Raw genomic sequence first — 25559 nt, 5'->3', positions numbered from 1 at the left:
CCACCAGTTTATCATTCCGTAGGAATGTTTCGTCGGTAGAAAAATATTAACGAATAGCGTTTACGTTCCGTAGGAACGTTTGATATGTTAGATTGTTTTTTAAAAAATGATAATGCCAAAAACAAACGTTCCTACGGAACGTAAAATAACGATGACAATATGATTTTTCTACCGATGAAATGTTCCTATGGAACAAAAGAATGCAAAGACAAAAACTGAGCGTTTCATTTTTTACACCAATTTATCATTCCGTAGGAATGTTTCGTCGGTAGAAAAATGTTAACGAATGGCGTTTACGTTCCGTAGGAACGTTTGATATTTTAGATTGTTTAAAAAAAAAGATGATGTCAAAAACAAACTTTCCTACGAAACGTAAAATAACGATTACAATTTGATTTTCTATCGATGAAATGCTCCTTTGGAATACCGGAATGTATAAAATACAAAAACGGCGCTGTAATTAGCGCCGTTTTTTGTTTCTATATTATTGAAGTGCGATATAAATGTCTACTTCTGCATTTTCCGGGTTTTGGGTTTTGCTTCCGTAAATCTCAAAGTCTGCTGTAAAACTTCGGTTTAAATCTGAATTCCAGATTTCAAGCCATTTATTATAAACAATCCCTTCTGATAAGTTTCCTTTGGCAATCAATTCCTCATAATCTGCGGATTCAATTGTTTTACCCACCATATCTTCAGGTATGTTATCTAAACTTTCTACTTTACAGCCTAAAATAGTCGTGTATGGTTTTGTATGATCTTTTTCGTAATCGGTATAAATACAAAAAATATCCCCCGAAACTTTATTTGGAATTTTACCCTGAATTTCTTCCGTCATAAATTTGTTCCAAAGTGCAGGAATATCTTTTCCTGACTGGCCATCTTCGTTTGTAGTTCTTATCGAAATACCAATTACATTGAATTTTTGAATTATCATTTTGCTTTATTTTCGTTAAGCTGTAAATGTAAAATGATGCAATGACAACAGTATGTCAGCAGAAACTATAAATATTACTTTAAATGGCTGTAAATATAAGTCTCAATCGCTTTTAACTCGTCGTCAGACATTGCCTGAGTTACAGGTAAATTGGTTTTCATAACCGCAAACTGACTTGGATCTACAATTGGTTCAGCATTTCCTTTCAGGAAAGTGACCATATCGCCTTTTTTGTCTTTATAGATTTTAGCAATTTCCTTGATGCTTGGCCCAATCACTTTTTGATCTACCTGATGGCAGGAAGTACAATTTCCTTGTCCTTCAAAAATTTGTTTTCCTAATGCTTCCGGAGTTTTGGCTTCCGCCGAATGACCTTCTGAATAATTTTCTGTCGGATCCTGAACCGGATCTTCTGTTGCTTCTTTTTTGCAAGATGCAAATGCTAAAACGGCAGATAAGAATAATAGTTTTTTCATCATTATTTATTTAATAGTAAAGCAGCTTCTTTTGCGAAATAAGTAGAGATGATACTAGCACCCGCACGCTTAATGCAATAAAGTTGCTCTATCATAATTTTGTCGTGATCTAACCATCCTCTTTCGGCTGCGGCCTTTACCATAGCGTACTCACCAGATACTTGGTACACTGCAACAGGCACATGAACCGTATCTTTTATCTCGCGAACAATGTCTAAATAGGCAATTCCTGGTTTTACCATAACGATGTCTGCACCTTCTTCAACATCTAATAATGCTTCGCGAATTCCTTCAATTCGGTTCGCATAATCCATTTGGTATGTCTTTTTATCTTTAGGAATATTTTGAGAATCTACCGGAGCAGAATCTAATGCATCGCGAAACGGTCCGTAAAATGCCGAAGCATATTTGGCACTATAACTCATGATACCCACATTGTGATGTCCGTTTTCTTCTAATGCTTTTCTGATCGCTAAAACACGTCCGTCCATCATGTCGCTTGGCGCTACAAAATCAGCTCCCGCTTCTGCATGGCTTAAACTCATTCTTGTTAAAGCGTCAACTGTCGCATCATTAATCAATTGACCATTTTCGATAATTCCGTCATGACCGTAAATAGAATAAGGATCTAAAGCTACATCTGGCATAACAATCATTTCCGGAACGGCATCTTTAATCGCGCGAATCGTTTGTTGCATCAAACCATCTTTATTCCAGGCTTCAACACCTTTGTTATCTTTAAGATTGTCACTAACTTTTACATAAATATTCACCGCCTTGATTCCTAAATCCCAGGCTTCTTTTACTTCTTTAATCGTATTGTCTAACGAATGACGGTAAATTCCCGGCATTGACGGAATAGCAACTTTTACGTCTTTTCCTTCGGCAACAAACATAGGAAGCATAAAATCCTGTGGACTCAAACTGGTTTCACGAACTAAAGAACGAATAGACTCATTGGTTCTTAAACGGCGGTTTCTTTGTAATGGGAACATACAATTTTAGATTTTTAGATTTTAGATTTCAGATTTTCTAACCTGATTTTTTTTGAAAACAGATCGATTCACCCTTGTTCTAAAAACTACAGTTGTTTTTTTATTTTTTTTGAAGATTGTTTTACTTTTTTGAAGCAGTGCAAAGTTAAAGAAAAAGGAACAGAATAAGGACGTTAGCCAACCTTGAATCCGTTAATATTATCTAAAAATTTAGAGTTTTCGGGTATTTAATTTTAAGAAATTTACTAAGATTTGGTTTTTAAAATATTTTCGGTCTAAATTTGTCTAATGAAGAAATTTCTCGCTTTCTGCTGCTGTTTGCTCTTAACAAGTTGTTTTGAAATAACAGAAAGAATCAAACATCACGACGATCAAAGTGGTGAATATACTTTGATGGTCGACTTTTCGAAATCATGGTTTAAAACAAAATCCGCAATTTTTCTCGAAGAAGTCGATGGCGTAAAAATCCCAAACGAACAGGAAATCTCCCAGAAGCTGGAAGACTTTAAAACTAAGGCATTAAAAATTGACGGAATTTCGAATGTAACCACAAAAGCTGATTTTGATAGCTATGTTTTTATCATCAAACTGAATTATGCCAATCTAAAAGCGCTCAACGCCGTGGTGAATACGATCAACAATCAGCGCGATCAGATTCACTTTAGCGGAAGCGTAAAAAATTTCGAAAGAATTGCCTCTTATCCCGTTCCCGAAAAAGTGGTTAAAGATCCTAAGAAAAAGAAAGATCTTGAAGAGGCGAATATTATTGCCATTTATACTTTCGATAAAGATGTTCAGTCTGTAGAGAATGCCAACAGCAAGATTTCAAAAAATAAGAAAACGGTTTTTTTAAAACAAAGTATGTACAGCGTTTTAAAAAAATCGACTTTAATGAATAATACAATCCAATTAACGCCTTGATTATGAAGCAATTTTATACTTTACTTTTATTACTTGCCACGTATTTGACTTTTGGTCAGATCAATAAAAACGAATACGATTATTTTGTTCAGTTTAACGGAAATCAGCTTTCTAAAAAAGTGAGCGTTGCAGAGATTTTGAATCATCCAATTATAACCAAATACAGCGCTAAAAAACCAGATTTAGATTTTACTAAATATACTTCGCTTATTCAGTTAGATCAAAAAATTACCATTCACGGAAAATTCTCAGACAGTATTCCGTATTATCAGGTTACAATTCCTGTAAAAAGTAAAGAAGCCGTTAAACAGTTTATCATAAAAGAATTTGGAAACGATTTAGAAGGGAATGTGCAGATTCAGGATCTGGGTAAATATGCTGTTTTTAATGCAAAAGCCAAAAAGAAAATCTTCGCCTGGAACGACAATTACCTGGTTATTTTGGAACTAACCCAAAGGCTTCCTTCGCGTTTTTATACCACCGAAAGTGAAACCGTTTGGCAGGATTCTATTGCTGTTGATGAGGTTTATGACGAAAATAAATCTGACGAAAATACAATTACGATTGATACTCCTGCAAATGATGCTCCAATTGCAATTGAAGAAGCTCCCGTTCCGTACAATGGGGAACAAGACTATACTGCAAGCGCACCGTACACGATTCAGCAAGCCACTTTTGATTTGGAACAAACAGAAAAATTGAATCAGATTATAAAATCGTTATTCGAAAACGGATTTACTGCACCAACTTCAGAAAAGATAAATGCAAATGCTGATATTTCGTCCTGGATAAATTACAGCGCTGCAATGACAAGTTTATATTCTGTATACAATTATCCAATGTCGATTTTTGGAGGTTATGATAAGTTTTTGCCAATGCAGAAAAACTTTGGTAATTTTATAAAAGGCATTAACCTTGACTTTTATTTTGACAACAATAATGCGCGAGTAGAGGAGGTTGTCGAATATTCGCCGGAACTTGCTGAGGTGGTTAGCAAAATCACCAATAAAAAGATCAACAAGAATGTGTTTAATTATTTCCCGGCTCAAAAACCATTGGGTTATATGTCTTATCATTTAAATACAAGAGCGGCGTTGGAAAATTTCCCGTCTTTGACAGCAGATATATTTCAAAGTCCAAAATTGATAAAAGAAGATATTGCTATTATTACCGATTTAATTTCGACAATTGTTGATGAAGAAGCCACGGCAACACTTTTTGATGGTGATTTAAGCGCATTTTTATACGGTTTCAAGGAAATTGAGGTTGTAACCAAATCATACGAATACGATGAAAATTATGAAGAGAAAATAACCGATAAAAAAACTAAAAAATCGGTTCCGTTATTTTCTGTGATCTTTACTTCGACACATCCTACTTTTGCTGATAAATTGATGCAATTAGGCGTTCGTAAAAAAGTGTTAGTTCCAAATGGGAATTCATACATTATTGCGGGTACACAAGATTACGGAGACATCTTCATAAAAAAAGACAAAGATGTGATTGTAATCGCCAATACACCGGATTATTTTAATGCCGGAAACGGTACATTTTCCGGTGAAGCCAAAAAGGATTTGAAGAAAAATTATATGTTCGGAAAACTGAATATGGCGGAACTAATAAATGCATTCGGAAAATCAGGTGAAATTAAATCTTCGGATTTCGGGAAATTCAGTAAGTTTTCGGAACAATTCTCAGATGTAACAATTGAATCTCCTAAAAAGCTAATCAATAATAAATTGGTTTTCGCGTTTAAGTTGAATGCTGTGAAATCAGATAAAAATATCATTCTGCAAACTTTAGATTTCGCGCAGGAATTATCTTCTAAGTAGTTTTAAATCTATAAAATGCAAAATCCCCGAAAATAAATACTTTCGGGGATTTTTTTATGTAAAGATGAATCGATTATGTGATCGAAGCAGCATAAATTTCCTTAATTGTTTTGCCGAGTTTAGTGTTGAAGTCGTCATCAGACTGGCCAGCTGTAAGTCCTTCAGACAATGCTCTTGAAAAACTGGCAATTAATCCGTGGTTTTGAGACAGTTTTTCATTGGCTTCATCCTGTCCATATCCACCAGACAATGCTACAACACGAACCACATGTGGATCTGACATTAATTCTTTATAAAAATCATTCACAGTTGGAATCGATAATTTCAACATTACTTTTACCTCTTTACCCAATAAATCAAGTTGTTTTTTAATTTCTTCTTTTAAAATCTCTTCTGACTTTGCTTTATCAGCACTATAAATATCAACTTCAGGCTCGATAATAGGAATAAGTCCTTTGTCGAAGATTTGTAAACCTACTGCAAATTGCTGTTCGACTACTTCACGAATTCCCGTTGCATTTGCTTCTTTAATCACAGAACGCATTTTGGTTCCAAAAACATTTCGTTCTACGGCACGTGTCAGCAATTCATCTAAATTAGAAATAGGCTTCATCAGTTGCACGCCATTTGCAAGATCAGCAAGTCCTTTGTCGACTTTTAAAAAAGGCACGATGCTTTTTTTTTCCCACAAATAATCTGCTGTCCATTGATCGTCGATTTTGCGATCCATCGTGTTTTCAAATAAAATAGCACCCAGTATATATTCGCGATCAAAAGCAGGACTTTTGATAATGCGGGTTCTCATTTCATGTACAAGTGTATACATTTCTTCGTCGTTAGAGAAACTGCTTTCCTGAACGCCATATTGAGCTAAAGCTTTTGGAGTGCTTCCGCCACTTTGATCCAGTGCGGCGATAAATCCTTTTCCGGAATGCATACGATTTAACTGTGCTATGTATCTTTCTCTATTTTTCATATCGTTATATTTTAGATTTTTAGAATGAAGATTTAAAGATAATGAATATCACAGACCTATTTTCTGATTTACCTTGTCATAAACCTCTTTTACTTTTTTGGGAGGATCAAATCGGTAACCTGCAGAAAGTTTTAAAGTAGCGATATTATCATTCAGCCGCGGATTGACCTTATCGTCCTGAGCAAAACTTGTAGAATTAATACTTGCAAAAGCAAAGAAACGATCATTATTGTATGCCAGTTTTAAATTGAAATCGGCTTGATATAAGGCTGATGAATCTCCGTTAATATCGTTAAGTCCAACGCCTAAAGCAACTCCGGCACCAATTAAAACCCTGTTACTAATTACAAAATTATAGAAATAGGATGGGGCTAAAGTAAAAACGTAAATATCTCCGGGAGATGCATCGGGAGTATTTAAGTCGATATTGGTGTAATAAAACGAGAAAGTAGGAATAAAACTTCCGGAACTTTTGGTCTGCCATTCGTTTTGACTTACCAAAGTTTTAAAAGAAAATTTATCATTGAAAACATAAGCCGTCGTTCCGCCAATTTTTGTGGTACGCATATCGGGCAATTGTGCCGTTATATTATCATCGCTGATATAAAATCCTTTTTGATTGATAAAAGTAAACGACTGCATCCATTTTTTATAGTAAAAACGGGTATTGAAATTAAAATGCTTGGAGTGAGAATCGCCTTTGTTCTGACTTAGAAATTTTGGTGCAAAACCAACAGAGATATCAATGATTTTATAATTCAGATTAAAACCAATCTGTTCCCTTCTATTCGGTATAAGGTTAACAAATGTTTCCGAATCCTGAGTGCCTGAAGCAATCTGAAAACTGTTTGAAGTATCTAAATAATAAATGCTTCCAGTAATTTTATCATTATACGATTTAAAATAGGGATTTTGCAGTGAATCGTTTTGGGCAAAACACCCAAAAATGCTGGCAAAAAACGCTATGTAAATCAGTTTGGAGTTCATCTATGATTATTTAACATATAGAAACATAGGATTTTAAAATCTGTCTCTAAATTACAATTAAAATCTATGTTTCTATGCGTTAACAAAATATATTAAACCCAATCAATCGGATTTTCTAACACATTTACCAATTTTTCTTCCTCACTTCCGGCTTCGGCATGATGATCATAAACCCACTGCACATGCGGCGGTAAACTCATTAAAATGCTTTCGATTCTTCCGTTGGTTTTTAAACCGAATAACGTTCCTTTGTCGTGAACCAGATTAAACTCAACATAACGGCCACGGCGGATTTCCTGCCATGTTCTGTTTTCCGGAGTATATTCCAGGTTTTTTCTTGTTTCTACAATCGGTACATAAGCTTCAAGGAAACTATTACCAACTTCGGTTACGAAATTGTACCAATCGTCCATCGACATTTGTTCATTTGCTTTGCAATAATCAAAGAATAAACCACCAATTCCGCGTGCTTCGTTTCTATGGGCATTCCAGAAATAAGCGTCGCATTGTTTTTTATATTTTGGATAAAATTCCGGATTGTGTTTATCGCAAGCCGTTTTACAAGTTTGATGAAAGTGTTTTGCATCTTCCTCAAACAAATAATAAGGGGTTAAATCCTGTCCGCCACCAAACCATTGTTCGATTACTTTTCCGGATTCATCATACATTTCAAAATAACGCCAATTGGCATGAACTGTTGGAGTCATTGGATTTTTTGGATGTAAAACCAAACTTAATCCGCAGGCAAAAAAGTCAGCTTCGCCAACACCAAACATCTTTTGCATGGCTTCGGGTAATTTTCCGTGAACGGCTGAAATGTTTACACCGCCTTTTTCGAAAACATTTCCGTTTTCAATAACACGGGTTCTTCCGCCGCCGCCTTCAGGACGTTTCCAAAGGTCTTCGCGGAATTTTGTAGTTCCGTCAACGGCTTCTAGTCCGGCACAAATTTGATCTTGTAGCTTTTGTATGTATGCGTAAAATTTATCTTTCATCGTTATTATTCTTTATTTTCTGGGAAAGTATCATGGTATTTGAATTCAACATTCATATCAAATATTATCACAGTATCTTTTTTTAAAATCTTTACAAATCTTGAATTTCCTTTTTTTACTAATGAATCTCCTATTTCTGCCTTTTTCCAAAGAGCAGAATAACCATATATTTTACTGGAATCTTTTAGTTTAAATGTCCGAGACATTCTGTTATTTTTATCTAAATATTTTTTTACAATTAATCCTGAATATTTTTCATTAAACATATAACTATAAGCCTCTTTACTAATTTTAGCTTCATTGGAAAAATAGGAACAAGTGCTAACAAATATTGCAAAACAGCACATCGAAAAAAAACCTTGATATAATGGATTCAATTTTTTTAAATCAAAATCTAAGATTGCGGTTAAAATTTTCTCAAAAGATGCCATCTTTAACTTTCTAAAATTTAACTTTCATCGTTATTATATTCTGATTTAAGCAATCCAAAGTAAACGACATCTTCTAATATTCCGTCACCGTTTTTGAATTCTTCGCGTAATATTCCTTCTTGTTTAAAATGGTGTTTCAAAGCAATTTGTTGACTTGCAGTATTGATTTTTGAAGTACAAATAAAAACCTTATTCATTTTTAAAGTATTAAAACAAAAATCTAATGTTTCTGAAACTACTTTCGAGGTGATTCCTTTTCCCTGATAATCTTTGTCAACAAAATAACCTAATTCACATTTTGCTTTATCGTTATCAATGCTTTTTATACACAAATAACCAATTAAGGCATTGGTTTTTATATCTCTGGCATAAAAATAATAGTTTTCTTTATTAATTTCCTTGTCTCGACAGAAGGTGATAAATTGTTTTGTTTTTTCTAAATCTAAACAATTAGTAAGCGTAAACGGAAAAGTATTTCCTATGTAAGCTCTATTCTTTTCGATAAGGTTATAAAACTCTTCCGGAAGAATATCGTTAATTGTTTCTATTTTGAAATCTGTAAAACTCATCTTTATTTGTTTTTGAGTGAAGCAATTTTAGTATTTATTCCAAAAGAAAAAACCTTGCTTTCCTGCTGAATGTATTGGTAAATGGCAAGTGCTTTTGCTAGAAAATCAAATTGTTTTTCATGAGATAAGCCTATTAAAATATCTGCAAATTCCTCCTGTTGATTCCAGTCGAGGTGACATCTTTGCAATAAAAGAATCAACTCTTCTTCAGGGATTTCAATAGTTCTTTCTAAGCTTAAACCAAAATTTTTAAGTTGCTCATCGATAAGGTTAGTATCCTCGGCATTCCAAAACTTTGGAACAAAAATTAACGCATGCAAAGTTCGTAGCGTGTTTTCTATTCTAATACTTTCCTCGTCTCTTAAACCTTTGTTGAGCATGATTTCTTATCTTTTATCCGATTTAAACTTCTGACTGTATGTTGTTTTACTAAAGATTAATCTCTCTTCCTGAAAAGAATTGTTATTATTTCTGCCAAAGCTTTTAATCGTTCGGTAAATAAAATACAAAACCGGAACTGAGTAATAGATAAATCCCATAGATATTGGTACGTATGGCTTTTCTATAAATAATCCGCTTGATTTTACAGTGTCAAAATAGTGAGATTTTTCTAAAAATTCATCTGTTAATCCAAATTTCGGAATTATTCCATTTCCAAAAGATACCGCAAAAATTAAAAAGAAATAAAACATTGCTTTAGCAACAGATTTTCCTATTTGTAAAGCGCGAACTTCAGGACTTACATCCGAAAAAGCAAACCGCATTCGGTTAAGTACCGTTAACAAATAAATGTATAAAATATTTGTATTGATTACAGAATGATGAAATGCTAATGCAAATAGTCCGTACATGGGGAAAAACACGAAAAGCGATAGCTTTTTAGGCATAACTGCCATAAAAACTCCTGAATGTACCATGATAAACTCAAAAGCCATTAAAATAGCTAAATCATTTATAAAACTTACGTTATGTTCTTCGGGATGTAACCAAACCATCAAAAATACCGTCGCATAATATGCCTGAAAAGCATATTCTATAAAAGAAAATGGAGAATTTCTGGTGAAGCTTATGTTTGCAAACATTTAGGATATGGTTTTTTTAGTTTTCAGTCTCAGTTGCAGTTTTCAGTTTTAAAATGAGACTGAAAACTGCGACTGATTACTAAAAAACTAGTTAGTTCCCGTATTCCTTAACCGCGTCAATAAACGCTTTTGCGTGATCTACAGGGATATTTGGTAAAATTCCGTGACCTAAATTTACAACATATTTATCTTTTCCGAACTCGTCGATCATTTCGTGAACCATTTTTTTGATGGTTGGAATTGGAGAAAGCAATCTTGACGGATCGAAATTTCCTTGTAAAGTAATATTTCCACCAGACAAATAACGAGCATTTCTAGCCGAACATGTCCAGTCAACTCCTAATGCCGAAGCTCTACTTTTACCCATTTCGCCAAGAGCGAACCAACATCCTTTTCCGAAAACAATAACCGGAGCATGATCAGCCAAAGCTTCAACGATTTGGTTGATGTATTTCCATGAAAATTCCTGATAATCAACCGGAGAAAGCATTCCTCCCCAAGAATCAAAAATCTGAACAGCATCAACTCCCGCTTTTACTTTTTCTTTTAAGTATAAAATAGTAGTGTCTGTAATTTTTTGTAATAATGTATGTGCTGCAGCAGGGTTCGAAAAGGCGAAGCCTTTAGCAGTATCAAAACTTTTAGAACCTTTTCCTTCAACAGCATAACAGAAAATTGTCCAAGGCGAACCAGCGAAACCAATTAATGGTACTTCGTCGTTCAGCATTTCTTTAGTCAATTTAATGGCATCCATTACATAACCTAAACTTTCCTGAATATCCGGAACGTAAACTCTATGAACATCTGCCAATGAACGAATTGGGTTTGGTAAAAACGGACCAAAATTTTCTTTCATTAAAACTTCGATTCCCATTGCTTGCGGAACAACCAGGATATCCGAGAACAAAATTGCAGCATCCGGAGCAATTCTGCGAATAGGCTGAACAGTAATTTCAGCAGCCAATTCTGGAGTTTGACAACGAGTGAAGAAATCATATTTATCACGCAAAGCGATAAATTCCGGTAAATATCTTCCGGCTTGACGCATCATCCATACTGGCGGACGTTGAACAGTTTCTCCTTTTAATGCTTTTAAAAATAGGTCGTTTTTTAACATGTTTTTTATTTTAGGTGCAAAGCCACAAAGGGACAAAGTCACAAAGGTTTTTACTTATATTCGTTAATTACATCTTCGATTACGTCTTCAACTGTAGGCTGATCTGCAATGATGATGTTTTTGGTAATTTTATCTAAAGCTTCTGCGGTTGTGTCTCCTATGCAAAAGCATTTTTCTTTCTTAATGGTATTGTCTTTCAAATAACTTTCAACGCCAGAAGGACTAAAAAATAAAATTCCGTCTACTGTATTTTTTATTTTCTGAGGAACTAGTGACGTATCATAAACCTGAATTTCATTCATTTTCACATCAGCATCTTTTAATGCTTTTGGTAATGTTTCTCTTCGAAGGTTTCCGCTAAAAAAAGTATAGCTTTCGCTACGGTAAATCAAAGTGATAATTTCTGCTAGATCAGCGGCATAACCTGTATAAGCCACAACATTAAAACCATTTTCAGATAATAGAATTTTGGTTTTTAAACCCACACAAAACACATTTTTGCTTTTCAGTTTTTCTGAATCAGGATTCGATAAAACGCTATGAACCGCATTCTGACTCGTAAAAATCAGATTTTCGTTGAGGTCTTTTAGTTCAAAAGGTTTGTTTTGAGTTTGAATAAAATCAGCTTCGATAACTTCAATATTGGCTTTTACCAATGCTTGTTTTTGTTCGCCCGATAGCTTTTTTGTAGATAATATTTGAATTGATTTACTCATTATTTTTTTAAAGATTCTTTAATAGATGCCATCAATTCGGCTCCGCCATTGTTCAGGATTTCCTGAGCAGCGAAGAAACCTAGTTTTTTCCATTCAGAAATGTCAACCGTTTTGTCGATTTCCAATTTTTGTTTTCCATCAACAGAAAGTAAAACACCTTGAAAATGCAAAGTATCTTCGTCTTCATTGTAATTTACTAAAGCTCCAATTGGCGCTGTACAACCACCTTCAAGCGTTCTTAAAAACTGACGTTCGATATACGTACAAATTTCAGTTTCGATATGATTCAATTGAGAAAGCGCATCCAGCGTATAATTGTCATTTTCCATCGCCACAACAAGCATTGCGCCTTGTGCCGGTGCAGGAATCATCCAGTCAAGATTGATATAATTTCCTGGTTTAAGGTTAATGCGCTCCAAACCTGCAGCAGCAAAAACAGCTCCGTCCCAATTATTGTCTTTAAGTTTTTGCATACGAGTGTTTACATTTCCACGTAAATCAACCACTGTATGATTAGGATATTTGTTGAACCATTGCGCCTGACGACGTAAACTTCCGGTTGCAATCGTACTTGGATTGGCAAAATCAGGATTGCCTTTATGAACTAAAATGTCTAAAACATTGGCTCTTTCTAAAACTGCCGCCTGAACAATACCTTTTGGTAAAGCCGTTGGAACATCTTTCATAGAATGTACCGCAATATCGATACTACCATTGATCATGGCAATGTCTAAGGTTTTAGTAAAGATTCCGGTAATACCAAGTTCGTAAAGAGGTTTGTCAAGAATAATATCGCCTGTAGATTTTACCGCAACAATTTCGGTTTTATAACCTAAGTCGTTTAGTTTTTTTTCGACAGTATGTGCTTGCCAAAGTGCTAATTCGCTATCGCGAGTTCCAATTCTGATTGTTTTTTCAGCCATTTTTTGTTTCTTGAACCATATAAGTTATATAAGTAAATTTAAGCAGTTTGTGCAAAAACATCAGTTTTATTAAATGAACTTATATAACTTATATGGTTTAAAATTTGATTTTATTAAGATGCTTTTATCTTAAAGACTTTCTCAATCCATTCGATGCTTTCATCGACCATGGTGCTGTCGTCTTTTAAATGATTTGCGAAATGTGTAGTGATTTTCTGGATAATTCTGTTACTGATGATTTCAGCTTGAGCTTCATTAAAATCTGCAATTTTTCTGCTTTGAAAATCTAATTCCGAAACTTTAATCTCGTTTAGTTTTTCTTTTAAAGCATTAATAGTTGGAGCAAATTTTCTTCCTTTTGTCCAGGTAATGAATTCTTCTTTTACTTCTTCTATAATAGCCTCGGCAGCAGGAATATGTAACTTTCTGTTTTCAAGAGTTTCATCTGTCAATTGCGACAAATAATCCATATGAATCAAAGTTACGCCTTCTAATTCCTCTACATTTTCATTAACGTTTTTCGGAATTGATAAATCTAAAATCAATAAAGGTTTCTTTAGATTTAAAATTGCTTTGTCAACCGTTGGGTTTTGAGCACCTGTAGCGACAACCACAACATCGGCTTTTTGAAGTTCCAGATGTAACTCTGAATAGTCTTTAACAATTAAATTTAGTTTTCCGGCTAATTTCTCCGCCTTATCTTTTGTTCTGTTTATTAAAGTAATATGTTCGTTTTTGGTATGTTTTACAAGATTTTCGCAAGTATTTCTTCCAATTTTTCCTGTTCCAAAAAGTAAAATATTTTTATTTCCAATATCTTCTACATTTTTAAGAATGTATTGTACCGATGCAAAAGAAACTGATGTTGCGCCTGAGCTAATCTCCGTTTCGTTTTTTATTTTTTTACTCGCCTGAATTACAGCATTTACTAATCTTTCTAAGAAAGCATTCGCTAAACCTAAAGATTTTGAATGTGCAAAACTGGTCTTAATTTGAGATATAATCTCAAAATCGCCTAAAATCTGACTGTCTAAACCAGTTCCTACGCGAAACATATGACCAATAGCTTCTTGATTTTTATAGACAAAACCAACTTTCTGAAAAGCATCGACAGAACCGTTGCTGTTATCACAAATTAGTTTTATTAATTGAAATGGGTGTTCAGCAAAACCATAGATCTCGGTTCTGTTGCAAGTCGAAGTGACAATTAAACTTTCTATTCCTTCACTTTTAGCCTGTTCCAGCAAGCGCGTTTTTGCAATTGCATCCAAACTAAATTGACCTCTTACCTCAGCATCAGCTTTTTTATAGCTTAAACCAACTGAATAAAAATAGAGATGTTTCGGTACGTTATTGTTTTCCATAAATTCACTTTCATAAAAGTGCAACAAAATTATTACTATAGTGGTTATAAAAGTAACGCTCAAAGTACTTTTTGTATCGCTACATGTTTTTTTGTTTCTAAACATCTGTTTTTATGCAAAAAGAAGTACTTTTGTAGCAAAATCAGCTCGTTAGAAATGTTTTGTTTAGAGTGATTCTAAATAAGATATTGCAATTGTCCTGATTTTTGTACTAAAAAAATATCGCTATGAGTTCTCAGGAAATTATTAAAATTGAAGACGACTTTACGCTTATTCGTTTTCAGAATGACAGTTCAGAATCCTTTTTCGGACAACACGAAGTGGGTAGTGGCCTGATACAGTTTCATTTCGGGATAAAAGGCAATGCCAAATTTTTGTTCAATCAGGGTAGTTATGCTTTAGATTTGAAAGAAGAAAAATCGTTGCTTTTATACAATCCGCAGAAAGAATTACCATTGAATTTAGAGTTGGCTCCAAATTCTTGGGTAATCTCTGTAATTGTTTCGATTAAGAAATTTCACGCGTTGTTTTCTGCAGAAGCAGACTATATTACTTTTTTAAGTCCGGACAATAAAGACAAAAAGTATTATAACGAAGGAAATATTAGTCCGTCGATGGCGATTGTTTTAAGTCAACTGTTTCATTATAACTTACATCCGTCGATAAAAAATCTTTATTATAAAGGAAAAGGATACGAATTGCTGAGTTTATATTTTAATAGAACCGAAGACCCAAACGCAGAACAATGTCCGTTTTTGATTGATGAAGATAACGTTCTAAAAATTAGAAAAGCCAAAGAAATCATTATCGCGAATATGGCCGAACCTCCAGGTTTACAGGAATTGGCAGATGAAATTGGTTTGAATTTGAAAAAACTTAAAATGGGTTTCAAACAAATTTACGGCGATACAGTTTATGGTTTTCTATTTGATTATAAAATGGATTTCGCACGTAAATTATTAGATAGCGGATCATATAATGTAAACGAAGTAGGGTTGAAGATTGGCTACAGTACGGGAAGTCACTTTATAGCGGCTTTCAAGAAAAAGTTTGCTACGACTCCAAAGAAATATCTAATGTCGATTAATACGAATGTCTAAGTTAATGAAAAAAGTCACTTTTCTTATACTGATTGCTTTATTGGGATTTCAAGATATGAACGTTCAAAAAACATCAAAAGCTGATTATAGTCAGATGATAAAGCTAGAAGGAATGGAATATTCGGGAGGAATAACATTTTATATAGAAAAGAATAGTGAAATTTTAATAGCAGTTCAGAATGATAGTATCAAATGGAAAGCAGATGTCATTAAGAATTGCAGAAAAAGAAAAGCTAAGATTACCTCTGTTTCTATAAGATCAGAGAGGTTAAAAGTTTTATTCGGAAAAAATAAAATTGCTTTTGTAACTATAGAAAATGGAGAAACTGAATGTGTGACAGACGAAAAGGTAAGACAAACATTCTAAACTGATCCAGAATCAATTTTACAAATCAAGGTATAAATAAAAAATAATAATTATCATATTTCTAAAAAGTTACATACAATACTTTTGACGAAAATTTAAACAAATGCTTAAAGCCCAAAGCTTAAAGCCTAAAGCAATAAAATTATAATGAAAGGCGTATTATTAGTAAACTTAGGATCTCCGGAAAGTCCAACACCAAAAGATGTAAAACCATACTTAGACGAATTTTTAATGGATAAATACGTGATCGATGTTCCGTATTTATTGAGAGCTTTGTTGGTTCGTGGTATTATTTTAAGAAAAAGACCAGAAGAATCAGCTCACGCTTACGCAAAAATTTGGTGGGACGAAGGTTCTCCGTTAGTAGTACTTTCTGAAAGAATGCAGGAAAAAGTGCAGCCTTTAGTAAATGTTCCGGTTGCTTTAGCAATGCGCTACGGAAGCATGACAATCGAAAAAGGACTTCAGGAATTGCATGATAAAGGAGTTACAGAGGTATTACTTTTCCCGTTATATCCGCAATACGCAATGGCTTCGACTTTGACTATTTTAGTAAAAGCAGAAGAAATTCGTAAAAAGAAATTCCCTCAAATGACTTTTACAGATGTTCCGGCATTTTATAACAAACCGGACTATATCAAGAATTTGGCGGATTCTATTCAGAAACATTTAGTTGGTTTTGATTATGATCATTTATTATTCTCATACCACGGAATCCCGGAGCGTCATATTCGCAAAACCGATGTAACAAAATCACATTGCAAAATTGATGGTTCTTGTTGTAATACACCATCACCTGCACATGATTTCTGTTACCGTCACCAATGTTACGAAACAACCAGACAAGTGGTGAAACTATTAGGACTTCCTGAAGATAAATACAGTCTGACTTTTCAGTCGCGTTTAGCAGGAGACAAATGGTTAGAGCCTTATACAGATGTTGAAATCGACAAAATGCCAGGAAAAGGAATCAAAAATCTTGCGGTTGTTACGCCTGCTTTTGTTTCTGATTGTTTAGAAACGCTGGAGGAAATTGCAATGCGCGCGAAAGAAGACTTCGAGAAAAACGGAGGCGGGAATTTCTTAGCAATTCCGTGTTTGAATGACGACGATGAATGGTGCCAGACCGTTGGAAATTGGATTAACGATTGGGCTAAATAGAAAATAGAACAAAGAGTAAAGAAAATAGAGCGTAAAGAAAAAAGACTTTATAATGGAATACTATAACTACTTAAAATCATTACATCTTATTTTTGTAATAACCTGGTTTGCGGGATTATTTTATATTGTGCGTTTATTTGTGTATCAAATAGAAGCCAACGAAAAACCTTCGCCTGAAAAGGAAATTTTACAAGCACAATACAAAATAATGTCATACCGTTTGTGGTACATTATTACCTGGCCATCAGCAATTTTGGCAAGTATTTTTGCTTTTTGGATGTTGTTTTTTACAGACTTAGGAATGGCCTGGCTTAAAATGCCATGGATGCACGTAAAATTGGCTTTCGTTTTCTTGTTGTATTTGTACCACTTAAAATGTCATCAAATTTTCAAGCAATTGCAAAATGATGAAGTAAAATATTCCAACAATTTTATGCGTTTATGGAATGAAGGCGCAACGATTATACTTTTTGCTGTGGTTTTTTTAGTAATTTTAAAAAGTGCCATCAACTGGATTTTCGGCGTAATCGGAATTATTGTATTCTCGGTTTTAATAATGCTTGGTTTCCGTTTTTATAAAAGAATAAGAGAAAGAAAATAGTTTTCAGTCGCAGTCTCAGTTTTCAGTTTATGCGGGGACTGAGACTGAAAACTGAGACTGAATACTAAAAATATATGCTTAACAACTTCAAAATGTCGATGCTTTCATTGCGTGTTAGGATTTTCCTTTCGATGATTGTATTGATAGTTGTAGCATCCTTTTTATTAGCCTCTATTTCGATAATTCAGTTCAAGAATGAGGCAAAAGAATACCATCAGGAACGTCTCGAACGTAAAGAAAATGCAGTAAAAGAACACATCAATTATGTGCTTTCGACTACAACTTATCCTTTAAAAACAGGAAATCTCGATCTTATCTTTAAAGATAAAATCCACGAATTAGCCCAGATTCACAAAATCGAAATCAATATTTATAGCCTTGACGGGAAACTACTAAAATCCTCAAAAGAATCCTTTGCCGTAGATAAAGTAGCGCCGCCAATTCCGGAATATATCCTGAAACTGGTTCGTTCTTCTATCGAAAAGCGATTTGTAGACATTAAAACCATCGACGGAGTTAAAAATAGATCTTCATACAGTTTAATCAAAGACGAAAAATTCAAGCCACTTGGAATCCTAAATCTTCCATATTTAGAAGACGATGGTTATTATGACAACGAATTAAATACTTTCCTGATTCGTTTGAGCCAAGTATATTCGTTTATGCTGGTTGTCGCTTTTGCTTTGGCGTATTTCCTTTCAACTTATATTACAAAATCACTAAAAACCATTTCAGATCGTTTAGAAGAAACCAATCTGGATCAGAAAAACGAGAAAATCGTATTAGAAGCCAATAGCAAAGAGGTCAACTTCCTGATAAAGGCTTACAACGGAATGGTTGACAAGCTCGAAACCAGCGCCATAAAACTAGCCCAAAGCGAACGTGAAGAAGCCTGGCGTGAAATGGCAAAACAAGTCGCGCACGAAATTAAAAATCCGCTTACGCCGATGAGGTTAACCGTGCAGAGTTTTCAACGTAAGTTCGATCCAACTGCACCGGATGTAAAACAAAAATTAAACGATTATTCCGAAACTTTAATTCAGCAAATCGATACCATGACAGCGGTGGCATCGGCATTTTCGAATTTTGCCTCTATGCCCGCGCAACAAAACGAAACCTTAAATGTGGTTGAAGTGGTGGAATTAGCATTAGATATTTTTAACGAAGATTATATTGTTTTCGAAAGCGAAGAAGAAGAAATCATCTCAAAAATGGATCGTACACAATTGATCCGTGTGATTACCAATCTCGTTAAAAATGCCACGCAGGCCATTCCGGAAAGTCAGTTTCATAAATCTATCGTCGTAACTGTAAAACGCAGAAACAATAATGTAGAAATTGCGGTAAAAGACAACGGAATCGGAATTCAGAAACAAGATATCGGCAGAATTTTCGAACCAAAATTCACCACCAAAACCAGCGGAATGGGACTTGGACTCGGAATTATAAAAAACATCATCGAAAATTACAAAGGAACAATTACCTTTGAATCAACATACGGAAAAGGAACCACATTTAGAGTTTCTTTACCCATAACAAACTCATAAACTAACCGTCATGAACTACGAAAATCTTTTAATCTCAATTGAAGAAAAAATTGCGACCGTAACCATTAATCGACCAACAAAGTTAAATGCTTTAAACAAAGCGACTATCAGCGACTTGAGTAAAGCCATTAAATTATTAGGTAAAAACGACGATGTTCGTGTAATTATATTAACCGGATTTGGCGAAAAAGCATTTGTAGCCGGAGCCGATATTTCAGAATTTGCCAATTATACCATTATCGAAGGAGCGCAATTGGCGGCCGAAGGACAAGAAAAACTATTCGATCATATAGAGAATCTAAAGAAACCCGTAATTGCAGCCGTTAACGGTTTTGCTCTTGGCGGCGGACTGGAATTAGCCATGGCGTGTCATTTTAGAGTAGCATCAGACAATGCCAAAATGGGATTGCCGGAAGTAACCTTAGGATTAATTCCAGGTTACGGAGGAACACAACGTTTGCCACAATTAGTAGGTAAGGGCCGCGCGATGGAAATGATCATGACAGCAGCCATGATTTCTGCTGAAGAAGCCAAACAATACGGTTTAGTAAATCACGTAGTGCCACAATCAGAACTTTTAGCATTTACGACCACAATTGCTCAAAAAATCATTAAAAATGCTCCGTTTGCCATAAATAAAGCTATAAAAGCCATCAACGCTAATTATAAAGACGGAAAAGACGGTTTCGAAACCGAGATAAAATCATTCGGGAAATGTTTCGGAACTCAGGATTTTAAAGAAGGAACAACGGCATTCTTAGAGAAAAGAAAAGCTGAATTTACAGGAAAGTAATTTTTCCTTAACCAATCCCGATAGCTATCGGGAGTAAGATTTACGCAAAGCACATAAGAAACTTATAAAACTTAGTGATCCTTGCGTAAATCTTTGCGAACTTTGCGGTTAAATATCATAGACAAGGTTTTAAAAACTTAGAACCTTAGTATCTCAGAACCTTAGAACCTTAAAAAAAAATGTCATACGAACCAATATTCGCCCTTTTTTGCGAACGCGTTAAAGAAAGCATCAAAGCCGGAACTTTTGCCAAACTTACTTTAGCAAAAACCATCGGTGATACCGAGATCAAAAACATCTATTTCCGTTTGGCGATAAACGAAGACAATACCTATTCCATCGCCTTAACAACCCGTTATAAAACCGAAGAAATCGAAAGCACACATACTTTAGACGAAGCTTTATTGGTTTTAGGAACCTATATCAAAAATCCGTTTTTGACCGCTTTATTGTTTACCACAGATAACGATGTGACTTTTAAAGTAAACAAAAAAAACGCAGGAAGTATTATCGAGCAAGAACCAACATTCAAGAACGCTTCGCCCGTAATGTTAGAAATGATCGAGAAAGGAATTGTTTAAATAACTTTTATTGGATTTAGGAGCTAATCCCGCTATCCGCTATATCTTTACTTGCCTAAAGAAGGCAAGCAAAGGATGTCGCTACTATCGGGGCTAAAAACCGACGTTGATGAAACTTTTAACACATAAAGTATAATGCCTCGTTTGTCAGGCTGAGCGAAGTCGAAGCCCTGTTTTGTTATAATTCATCTTTATGAGCATAACCGCATTTTTGTCATCCCGAGGAACGAGGGATCTTCAGGAGTAGCTCGACAAAGTAAAATTCGTTGCGTTAGTTTCTTGTGGAGATCCCTCGTTCCTCGGGATGACAAAAATAAGCAGACTTCTCCGTGAAATAGTCCTTAAACCAGCTTCACAAACAAATTCGAAGCAATCTTATTCGAAATTGACAATTCACGACCATCAATTTTAATCTTCACAGATAAATCAAAAGATTCTTTAGATAAAAGCTCGATTTGAGAACCCAGAGCAATTCCTTGTTTGTCCAGATATTGTAAAAATTCAGACGAAGTATCTTTTACACCCACGCAAATTCCGGTTTGGTTTTCAGTTAATTCAGAAAGTAGATGTTTCTCGATCTTAACAATTCTTCCATTGGCATCCGGAATCGGGTCACCATGCGGATCTTCCGTAGGATTTCCTAAAAAATCATCCAAACGATTAATCAATTGTTCCGATTTGATGTGTTCCAGCTGTTCTGCAATATCATGAACTTCATCCCAGGAAAAATTCAGTTTTTCAACCAAAAATACTTCCCAAAGGCGATGTTTTCTCACAATCATTTTAGCCGCTAATTTTCCGTTTTCCGTTAAAGAAACACCCTGATACTTTTTATAATTTACCAAATCCTTTTCCGCAAGCTTTTTAAGCATATCCGTAACCGATGAAGCTTTAGTCTCCATCATTTCCGCAATAGCGTTCGTGCTCACTTCTGAATCATTAGAAGTAGTAAGATGATATATCGATTTTAGATAGTTTTCTTCTGAAAAAGTCATTTTTTGAAAGGTTCTAAGGTTCTAAGATTCTGAGTTGCTAAGTTTTTTTTAAGTATCTAAAGAAAAACCTTAGAACCTTAGCAACTCAGAACCTTAGTCCCTTTATTTAACAATCAACAAAGGTATTGAAATTTTGTGTCTCAATTTGTCTACCGTTGTACCAAATAAAATATCTTTTAATCCAGTGTGGCCGTGGGTTCCCATCACCAGAATATCAAAATTCCCTGCATTAATAATATTCGGAATCACGGTGTTAGGTTTTCCAAAACCAAGTTCCGTTTCGATCCTGAAGCCCTTCTGCGAAAGCATTTCTTTATATTCTAATAATAATTTTTCGTCGATAGTCGTTTCGTGATCGTCAACATGACCGCCGTACATTAATGCGCCAACCGTTTCTACAATATGAATTAAGGTGTATTGCGCGTCGATTCCGCCCAATTCGAACGCATTGTTAAGTGCAGCTTCATCGGCTTTCGAAAAATCGACTGAAATGGCTATATTTTTCTTGCCGTAAGTTTCTTTTGGAGTATAAACCAATTTTAAATGATGAGGCGAATGATTTTCAATATTCGATTTGGCTCTGGCAATAAACGGTTTTGCAATGATGTATAACAATAACGCCAGAAACGCAAAAGCAAGCGGAACAACGGTAAACCAAAGAATCATAGGATGATCTGAGTTTTCTAACCACGAAGTAATCTCGTCATAAACCAATTTTGCATTTAGAGAAACAATAATCAAAGCAATAATCCAGGCCACGATTTGTGTCGTTTTCGAAATATGAAACCCCTTCATTTTGCTTTTGTCACTCACAAAGTGAATCAACGGAATAATCGCAAAGCCCAATTGTAAGCTCAAAATAACCTGACTTAAAATCAGTAATTTCCCGGTTACGCTATCGCCATAAATTAAAATCACGACAACAGCAGGAACAATAGCAATTAAACGCGTTATGATTCGGCGTACCCAAGGCTGAATCCTTAAATTCAAATACCCCTCCATTACGATTTGTCCGGCCAAAGTTCCCGTTACAGTCGAACTTTGTCCCGCGGCGATCAAAGCAACGGCAAATAAAATAGGCGCCCATTTGGTTCCTAATAGAGGTTCCAGAAATTGATGTGCGTCCTGAATTTCCGCAACCTCAAACATTCCGTTCTTGTAAAATGTGGCTGCAGCCAAAATTAAAATGGCAGCATTTACAAAGAAAGCAAGATTCAGAGCGATTGTCGAATCGATAAGATTGTATTTTAAAGCCTGTTTAATTCCGGCTGGCGTACGATCGAATTTTCGGGTTTGTACCAAAGAAGAATGCAGATACAAGTTGTGCGGCATTACAGTTGCTCCAATAATTCCGATAGCAATATACAAAGCAGCAGAATTAGGCATTGACGGAATAAGTCCGTAAAAAACTTTGTCCAGTTCTGGTTCTGCAAAGATCATTTCAAAAATGAAAGAAAATCCAATAATCGCTACCAATACAATAATAAAAGCCTCCATTTTTCGAATTCCTTTATTGATCAGGAAAAGCAACAAGAAAGTATCTAATACGGTGATCAAAACACCTTCGATAAGCGGAATATCAAAAAGAAGATTAATACCAATCGCCATTCCTAGCACTTCGGCTAAATCACAGGCCGCAATGGCAATTTCGGCCAGAAAGTATAAGATATAATTGATAAACTTAGAATACGTTTCTCGAGAAGCCTGCGCCAGATCGCGCTGCGTTACAATTCCAAGACGTGCACTTAAGCTTTGAAGCAACAAAGCCATTAAGTTACTCATTAACAAAACCCAAAGTAGCGAGTACCCAAATTGACTACCGCCGGCTATATCTGTGGCCCAGTTTCCCGGATCCATATATCCTACACTTACCAGGTAGGCTGGGCCTAAAAAGGCTAATATTTTTCTAAAACCTGTTTTTTTATGCTGTGTTGCAACCGATTGATGAACTTCTTCTAAAGATTTACCCATTGTAAAAATGTTGTTTGAACAAATATAGGGATAAATTATATTCGCACAACAAAATTTTTAGGCCAGTCTAAATCTTAAATGTTAGAATTCAAACAATTTGGACATAAACCTGACAATGTAAAGTTTATGTCGTTTACTTTATAATTATGCGGAATAATGTAACTCGGCTTTACATTTTCAAGACAAGTAATCTCTAAACATTTTTCACAACTAAAATGAGCATGATTATGAATGTGTACTCTTTGGGCATGATGATGGCATTTTGCATACTTTACCGTTCCGTCAAGATTTACAATTTTGTGTATGATATCGTCATTGACCAAGCGATCTAATATTCTGTAAATCGTAACGCGATCACACAAATCTCCTGTTTGTTTTTGAATTTCGGTATGAGACAGCGCTGTTTTAGATTTCTCAAATATCTCTAAAACGGCCGTCTTTGCTGCTGTATTTCTTGTTGTTTTCATTTTATTGTATTAAAAAATATTATCGCAACAATGTTGCAATTAAAATAATCTTGTATATTTGCAACAAAATTGCATTAAGCAAAAGTACTGAAAATGAAGAAATCTACCACACCTCTTTACGATATTTTAGGAATCTCAAGCGCGGGCATTTGTTTGGTTCATTGTTTGGTTTTTCCGCTCCTAACGATTTTACCGTTGGGTATAAGTCACAATCCATATATCGATTTGCTATTTGCTACGATTGGTCTTTTTGCAATTATCAAAATTACGAAAGATTCAAATTTATTAGTGATAAGTATTCTGATTATTTCAATGGCTTTGATCTGGATCAGTGTTTTGTGCGAATTGCTGTTAGATCTTCATACGAATCTAATTTTTATTGGAGGAATCGGAATGATCATCGGACATATTTTAAATTATAGAAATCATAAATCTCTACAACGATGAAAAAATTACCAGTAACTGTACTAAGCGGATTTCTTGGAGCTGGGAAAACTACGCTGCTCAATCATGTTTTGCACAATAAAGAAGGACTAAAAGTGGCTGTAATCGTTAACGATATGAGCGAAGTCAATATCGACGCGCAACTCGTAAAAAACGAATCTACTTTGTCCAGAACCGAAGAAAAACTAGTAGAAATGACCAATGGCTGTATTTGCTGCACTTTGCGCGAAGACTTAATGCTTGAGGTCGAAAAACTGGCAAAAGAAAACAGGTTCGATTATTTGCTGATCGAAAGTACCGGAATTAGTGAGCCCATTCCGGTGGCGCAAACTTTCTCGTTTGTAAATGAAGATGAAAACATTGATTTGTCGCGATTTAGTTATATCGATACGATGGTTACGGTTGTGGATAGTTTTAATTTTTTTAAAGATTTTGGCTCAGCTAAAACATTGCAGGAACAAAAGCTGTCGGATATTGAAAATGACAACCGGACAATAGTCAATCTTTTGGTCGATCAGGTCGAATTTGCCAATGTTATTATCTTGAATAAAACAGATTTAATCAGCTCAGAATCATTAGAAATATTGAAAGCTTCGATTCAAAAACTAAATCCGGTTGCAAAAATAATCGAGTCGGTTTTAGGCAAAGTGAATCCGAACGAAATTATAAATACAGGTTTATTCAATTACGAAGAAGCCGAAAATTCTGCAGGCTGGATCAGAGAATTAGAAGGAATTCACAAGCCTGAAACAGAAGAATACGGAATTAATTCTTTTGTATTTCGTGATCCAAGACCTTTTCATCCCAATAGATTATGGAATTACATTTCTTCTGATTTTCCGGCCAACGTCCTTCGAAGCAAAGGATTATTGTGGATGGCGTCAAGACCCGAACAAGCCATTAATTGGAGTCAGGCCGGAGGATCGATGAAAGCAGAAGGAGCAGGAGTTTGGTGGGCCAGTATGCCATTAAGCGAAAGAATGGCATTTAATAATTTCGTAGAGTTTCAGGATGTAATTGAAGAACGATGGACATCTAATTTTGGTGACAGATTGAATGAAATCGTGTTTATTGGTCAGAAAATAAATGAAACTAAAATTTTGGAAGCACTTAATAAATGCCTTTGTACAGAGGACGAAATTGTAGATTATCATGACGGTTTCTTTTCTACAAAAGATCCTTTTCCTATTCCGAGAAATTAATAAACACATAAA

General features: G+C 35.0%; 28 protein-coding genes. 11 read left to right on the top strand and 17 right to left on the bottom strand.

What is annotated here, in order from left to right:
- Positions 1 to 484 precede the first annotated feature (484 nt).
- From FLACOL7796_RS01040 to hemB, 3 genes are all read right to left on the bottom strand, one after another.
- The gene (locus FLACOL7796_RS01040; RefSeq protein WP_173968926.1) at positions 485 to 934 is read right to left on the bottom strand and encodes a GyrI-like domain-containing protein; all 450 of its coding nucleotides are present in this window, start codon (positions 932 to 934) and stop codon (positions 485 to 487) included.
- 74 nt (positions 935 to 1008) lie between these two features.
- Positions 1009 to 1410, bottom strand: a complete 402-nt coding sequence (locus FLACOL7796_RS01035) for a c-type cytochrome (protein WP_173968924.1) — start codon at positions 1408 to 1410, stop codon at positions 1009 to 1011.
- Between the two features lie 2 nt (positions 1411 to 1412).
- Positions 1413 to 2405, bottom strand: coding sequence for a porphobilinogen synthase (gene hemB, locus FLACOL7796_RS01030; RefSeq protein WP_173968922.1), 993 nt, complete (start codon positions 2403 to 2405; stop codon positions 1413 to 1415).
- A gap of 288 nt (positions 2406 to 2693) precedes the next feature.
- Between hemB and FLACOL7796_RS01025 the strand changes: the two genes are divergently transcribed.
- Positions 2694 to 3326 carry a hypothetical protein gene (locus FLACOL7796_RS01025; protein ID WP_173968920.1) on the top strand — a complete coding sequence of 211 codons (633 nt, stop codon included), beginning with the start codon at positions 2694 to 2696 and terminating at the stop codon, positions 3324 to 3326.
- A 2-nt stretch (positions 3327 to 3328) separates the two neighbouring features.
- Complete coding sequence (locus tag FLACOL7796_RS01020) at positions 3329 to 5158, top strand: hypothetical protein (RefSeq protein WP_173968919.1); 1830 nt, start codon at positions 3329 to 3331, stop codon at positions 5156 to 5158.
- 73 nt (positions 5159 to 5231) lie between these two features.
- Here FLACOL7796_RS01020 and FLACOL7796_RS01015 read toward each other — a convergent pair whose 3' ends face one another.
- The 11 genes from FLACOL7796_RS01015 to hemA all read right to left on the bottom strand — a co-directional run bounded on the left by FLACOL7796_RS01015 (position 5232) and on the right by hemA (position 14318).
- A complete protein-coding gene (locus FLACOL7796_RS01015; RefSeq protein ID WP_173968917.1) occupies positions 5232 to 6134 on the bottom strand; it encodes a fructose bisphosphate aldolase in 903 nt (300 codons plus the stop codon).
- A gap of 48 nt (positions 6135 to 6182) precedes the next feature.
- Positions 6183 to 7121 (bottom strand): DUF4421 family protein, encoded by a 939-nt coding sequence (locus FLACOL7796_RS01010; RefSeq protein ID WP_173968915.1) that lies wholly within the window; start codon positions 7119 to 7121, stop codon positions 6183 to 6185.
- Between the two features lie 92 nt (positions 7122 to 7213).
- Positions 7214 to 8116 carry an oxygen-dependent coproporphyrinogen oxidase gene (gene hemF / locus FLACOL7796_RS01005; protein WP_173968913.1) on the bottom strand — a complete coding sequence of 301 codons (903 nt, stop codon included), beginning with the start codon at positions 8114 to 8116 and terminating at the stop codon, positions 7214 to 7216.
- 5 nt (positions 8117 to 8121) lie between these two features.
- Positions 8122 to 8547 (bottom strand): hypothetical protein, encoded by a 426-nt coding sequence (locus tag FLACOL7796_RS01000; protein ID WP_173968911.1) that lies wholly within the window; start codon positions 8545 to 8547, stop codon positions 8122 to 8124.
- 17 nt (positions 8548 to 8564) lie between these two features.
- Positions 8565 to 9116: a GNAT family N-acetyltransferase gene (locus FLACOL7796_RS00995; protein WP_173968909.1), complete on the bottom strand. Its 552-nt coding sequence runs from the start codon at positions 9114 to 9116 to the stop codon at positions 8565 to 8567.
- Positions 9117 to 9118: 2 nt separating this feature from the next.
- On the bottom strand, positions 9119 to 9496 hold the full coding sequence (locus FLACOL7796_RS00990) for a hypothetical protein (protein ID WP_173968907.1): 378 nt from the start codon (positions 9494 to 9496) through the stop codon (positions 9119 to 9121).
- A 6-nt stretch (positions 9497 to 9502) separates the two neighbouring features.
- A complete protein-coding gene (locus FLACOL7796_RS00985) occupies positions 9503 to 10198 on the bottom strand; it encodes a hypothetical protein (protein WP_173968905.1) in 696 nt (231 codons plus the stop codon).
- 91 nt (positions 10199 to 10289) lie between these two features.
- Positions 10290 to 11315, bottom strand: coding sequence for a uroporphyrinogen decarboxylase (gene hemE / locus FLACOL7796_RS00980; protein WP_173968904.1), 1026 nt, complete (start codon positions 11313 to 11315; stop codon positions 10290 to 10292).
- A gap of 50 nt (positions 11316 to 11365) precedes the next feature.
- A complete protein-coding gene (locus FLACOL7796_RS00975) occupies positions 11366 to 12031 on the bottom strand; it encodes a uroporphyrinogen-III synthase (protein WP_173968902.1) in 666 nt (221 codons plus the stop codon).
- Positions 12031 to 12954, bottom strand: coding sequence for a hydroxymethylbilane synthase (gene hemC / locus FLACOL7796_RS00970; RefSeq protein ID WP_173968900.1), 924 nt, complete (start codon positions 12952 to 12954; stop codon positions 12031 to 12033). The genes FLACOL7796_RS00975 and hemC overlap by 1 nt, the downstream gene beginning before the upstream one ends.
- A 113-nt stretch (positions 12955 to 13067) precedes the next feature.
- Positions 13068 to 14318: a glutamyl-tRNA reductase gene (hemA, locus tag FLACOL7796_RS00965; protein WP_173968898.1), complete on the bottom strand. Its 1251-nt coding sequence runs from the start codon at positions 14316 to 14318 to the stop codon at positions 13068 to 13070.
- Between the two features lie 227 nt (positions 14319 to 14545).
- Between hemA and FLACOL7796_RS00960 the strand changes: the two genes are divergently transcribed.
- The 7 genes from FLACOL7796_RS00960 to FLACOL7796_RS00930 all read left to right on the top strand — a co-directional run bounded on the left by FLACOL7796_RS00960 (position 14546) and on the right by FLACOL7796_RS00930 (position 20468).
- On the top strand, positions 14546 to 15418 hold the full coding sequence (locus tag FLACOL7796_RS00960) for a helix-turn-helix domain-containing protein (protein WP_173968896.1): 873 nt from the start codon (positions 14546 to 14548) through the stop codon (positions 15416 to 15418).
- Between the two features lie 4 nt (positions 15419 to 15422).
- The gene (locus FLACOL7796_RS00955; RefSeq protein ID WP_173968894.1) at positions 15423 to 15785 is read left to right on the top strand and encodes a hypothetical protein; all 363 of its coding nucleotides are present in this window, start codon (positions 15423 to 15425) and stop codon (positions 15783 to 15785) included.
- A gap of 147 nt (positions 15786 to 15932) precedes the next feature.
- Positions 15933 to 16946, top strand: a complete 1014-nt coding sequence (gene hemH / locus FLACOL7796_RS00950) for a ferrochelatase (RefSeq protein WP_173968892.1) — start codon at positions 15933 to 15935, stop codon at positions 16944 to 16946.
- A 52-nt stretch (positions 16947 to 16998) separates the two neighbouring features.
- Complete coding sequence (locus FLACOL7796_RS00945) at positions 16999 to 17547, top strand: CopD family protein (protein WP_173968890.1); 549 nt, start codon at positions 16999 to 17001, stop codon at positions 17545 to 17547.
- Positions 17548 to 17678: 131 nt separating this feature from the next.
- Positions 17679 to 19094: an ATP-binding protein gene (locus FLACOL7796_RS00940; RefSeq protein WP_173968977.1), complete on the top strand. Its 1416-nt coding sequence runs from the start codon at positions 17679 to 17681 to the stop codon at positions 19092 to 19094.
- Positions 19095 to 19104: 10 nt separating this feature from the next.
- Positions 19105 to 19887, top strand: a complete 783-nt coding sequence (locus tag FLACOL7796_RS00935) for an enoyl-CoA hydratase/isomerase family protein (RefSeq protein ID WP_173968888.1) — start codon at positions 19105 to 19107, stop codon at positions 19885 to 19887.
- A gap of 179 nt (positions 19888 to 20066) precedes the next feature.
- Positions 20067 to 20468, top strand: coding sequence for a hypothetical protein (locus FLACOL7796_RS00930; protein ID WP_083692194.1), 402 nt, complete (start codon positions 20067 to 20069; stop codon positions 20466 to 20468).
- Between the two features lie 341 nt (positions 20469 to 20809).
- On the opposite strand, the gene FLACOL7796_RS00925 is transcribed toward FLACOL7796_RS00930, so the two are convergent.
- From FLACOL7796_RS00925 to FLACOL7796_RS00915, 3 genes are all read right to left on the bottom strand, one after another.
- Entirely contained in the window at positions 20810 to 21463 is a 654-nt protein-coding gene (locus FLACOL7796_RS00925; RefSeq protein ID WP_173968886.1) for a metal-dependent transcriptional regulator, read from the bottom strand.
- A gap of 102 nt (positions 21464 to 21565) precedes the next feature.
- On the bottom strand, positions 21566 to 23434 hold the full coding sequence (locus FLACOL7796_RS00920) for an Nramp family divalent metal transporter (RefSeq protein ID WP_173968884.1): 1869 nt from the start codon (positions 23432 to 23434) through the stop codon (positions 21566 to 21568).
- Positions 23435 to 23508: 74 nt separating this feature from the next.
- Complete coding sequence (locus FLACOL7796_RS00915; protein WP_056247919.1) at positions 23509 to 23901, bottom strand: Fur family transcriptional regulator; 393 nt, start codon at positions 23899 to 23901, stop codon at positions 23509 to 23511.
- 93 nt (positions 23902 to 23994) lie between these two features.
- On the opposite strand from FLACOL7796_RS00915, the gene FLACOL7796_RS00910 reads away from it, so the two are divergent.
- The gene (locus tag FLACOL7796_RS00910) at positions 23995 to 24348 is read left to right on the top strand and encodes a MerC domain-containing protein (protein WP_173968882.1); all 354 of its coding nucleotides are present in this window, start codon (positions 23995 to 23997) and stop codon (positions 24346 to 24348) included.
- A complete protein-coding gene (locus FLACOL7796_RS00905; RefSeq protein WP_173968880.1) occupies positions 24345 to 25547 on the top strand; it encodes a GTP-binding protein in 1203 nt (400 codons plus the stop codon). Before FLACOL7796_RS00910 ends, FLACOL7796_RS00905 begins: the two co-directional genes overlap by 4 nt.
- The last annotated feature ends 12 nt before the right edge of the window (positions 25548 to 25559 follow it).

It is taken from the genome of Flavobacterium bizetiae (genome assembly GCF_902804475.1).
Classification (GTDB): domain Bacteria; phylum Bacteroidota; class Bacteroidia; order Flavobacteriales; family Flavobacteriaceae; genus Flavobacterium; species Flavobacterium bizetiae.
The sequence above is the reverse complement of the archived record's forward strand: the minus strand, read 5'-3'. Positions and strand labels throughout refer to the sequence as shown.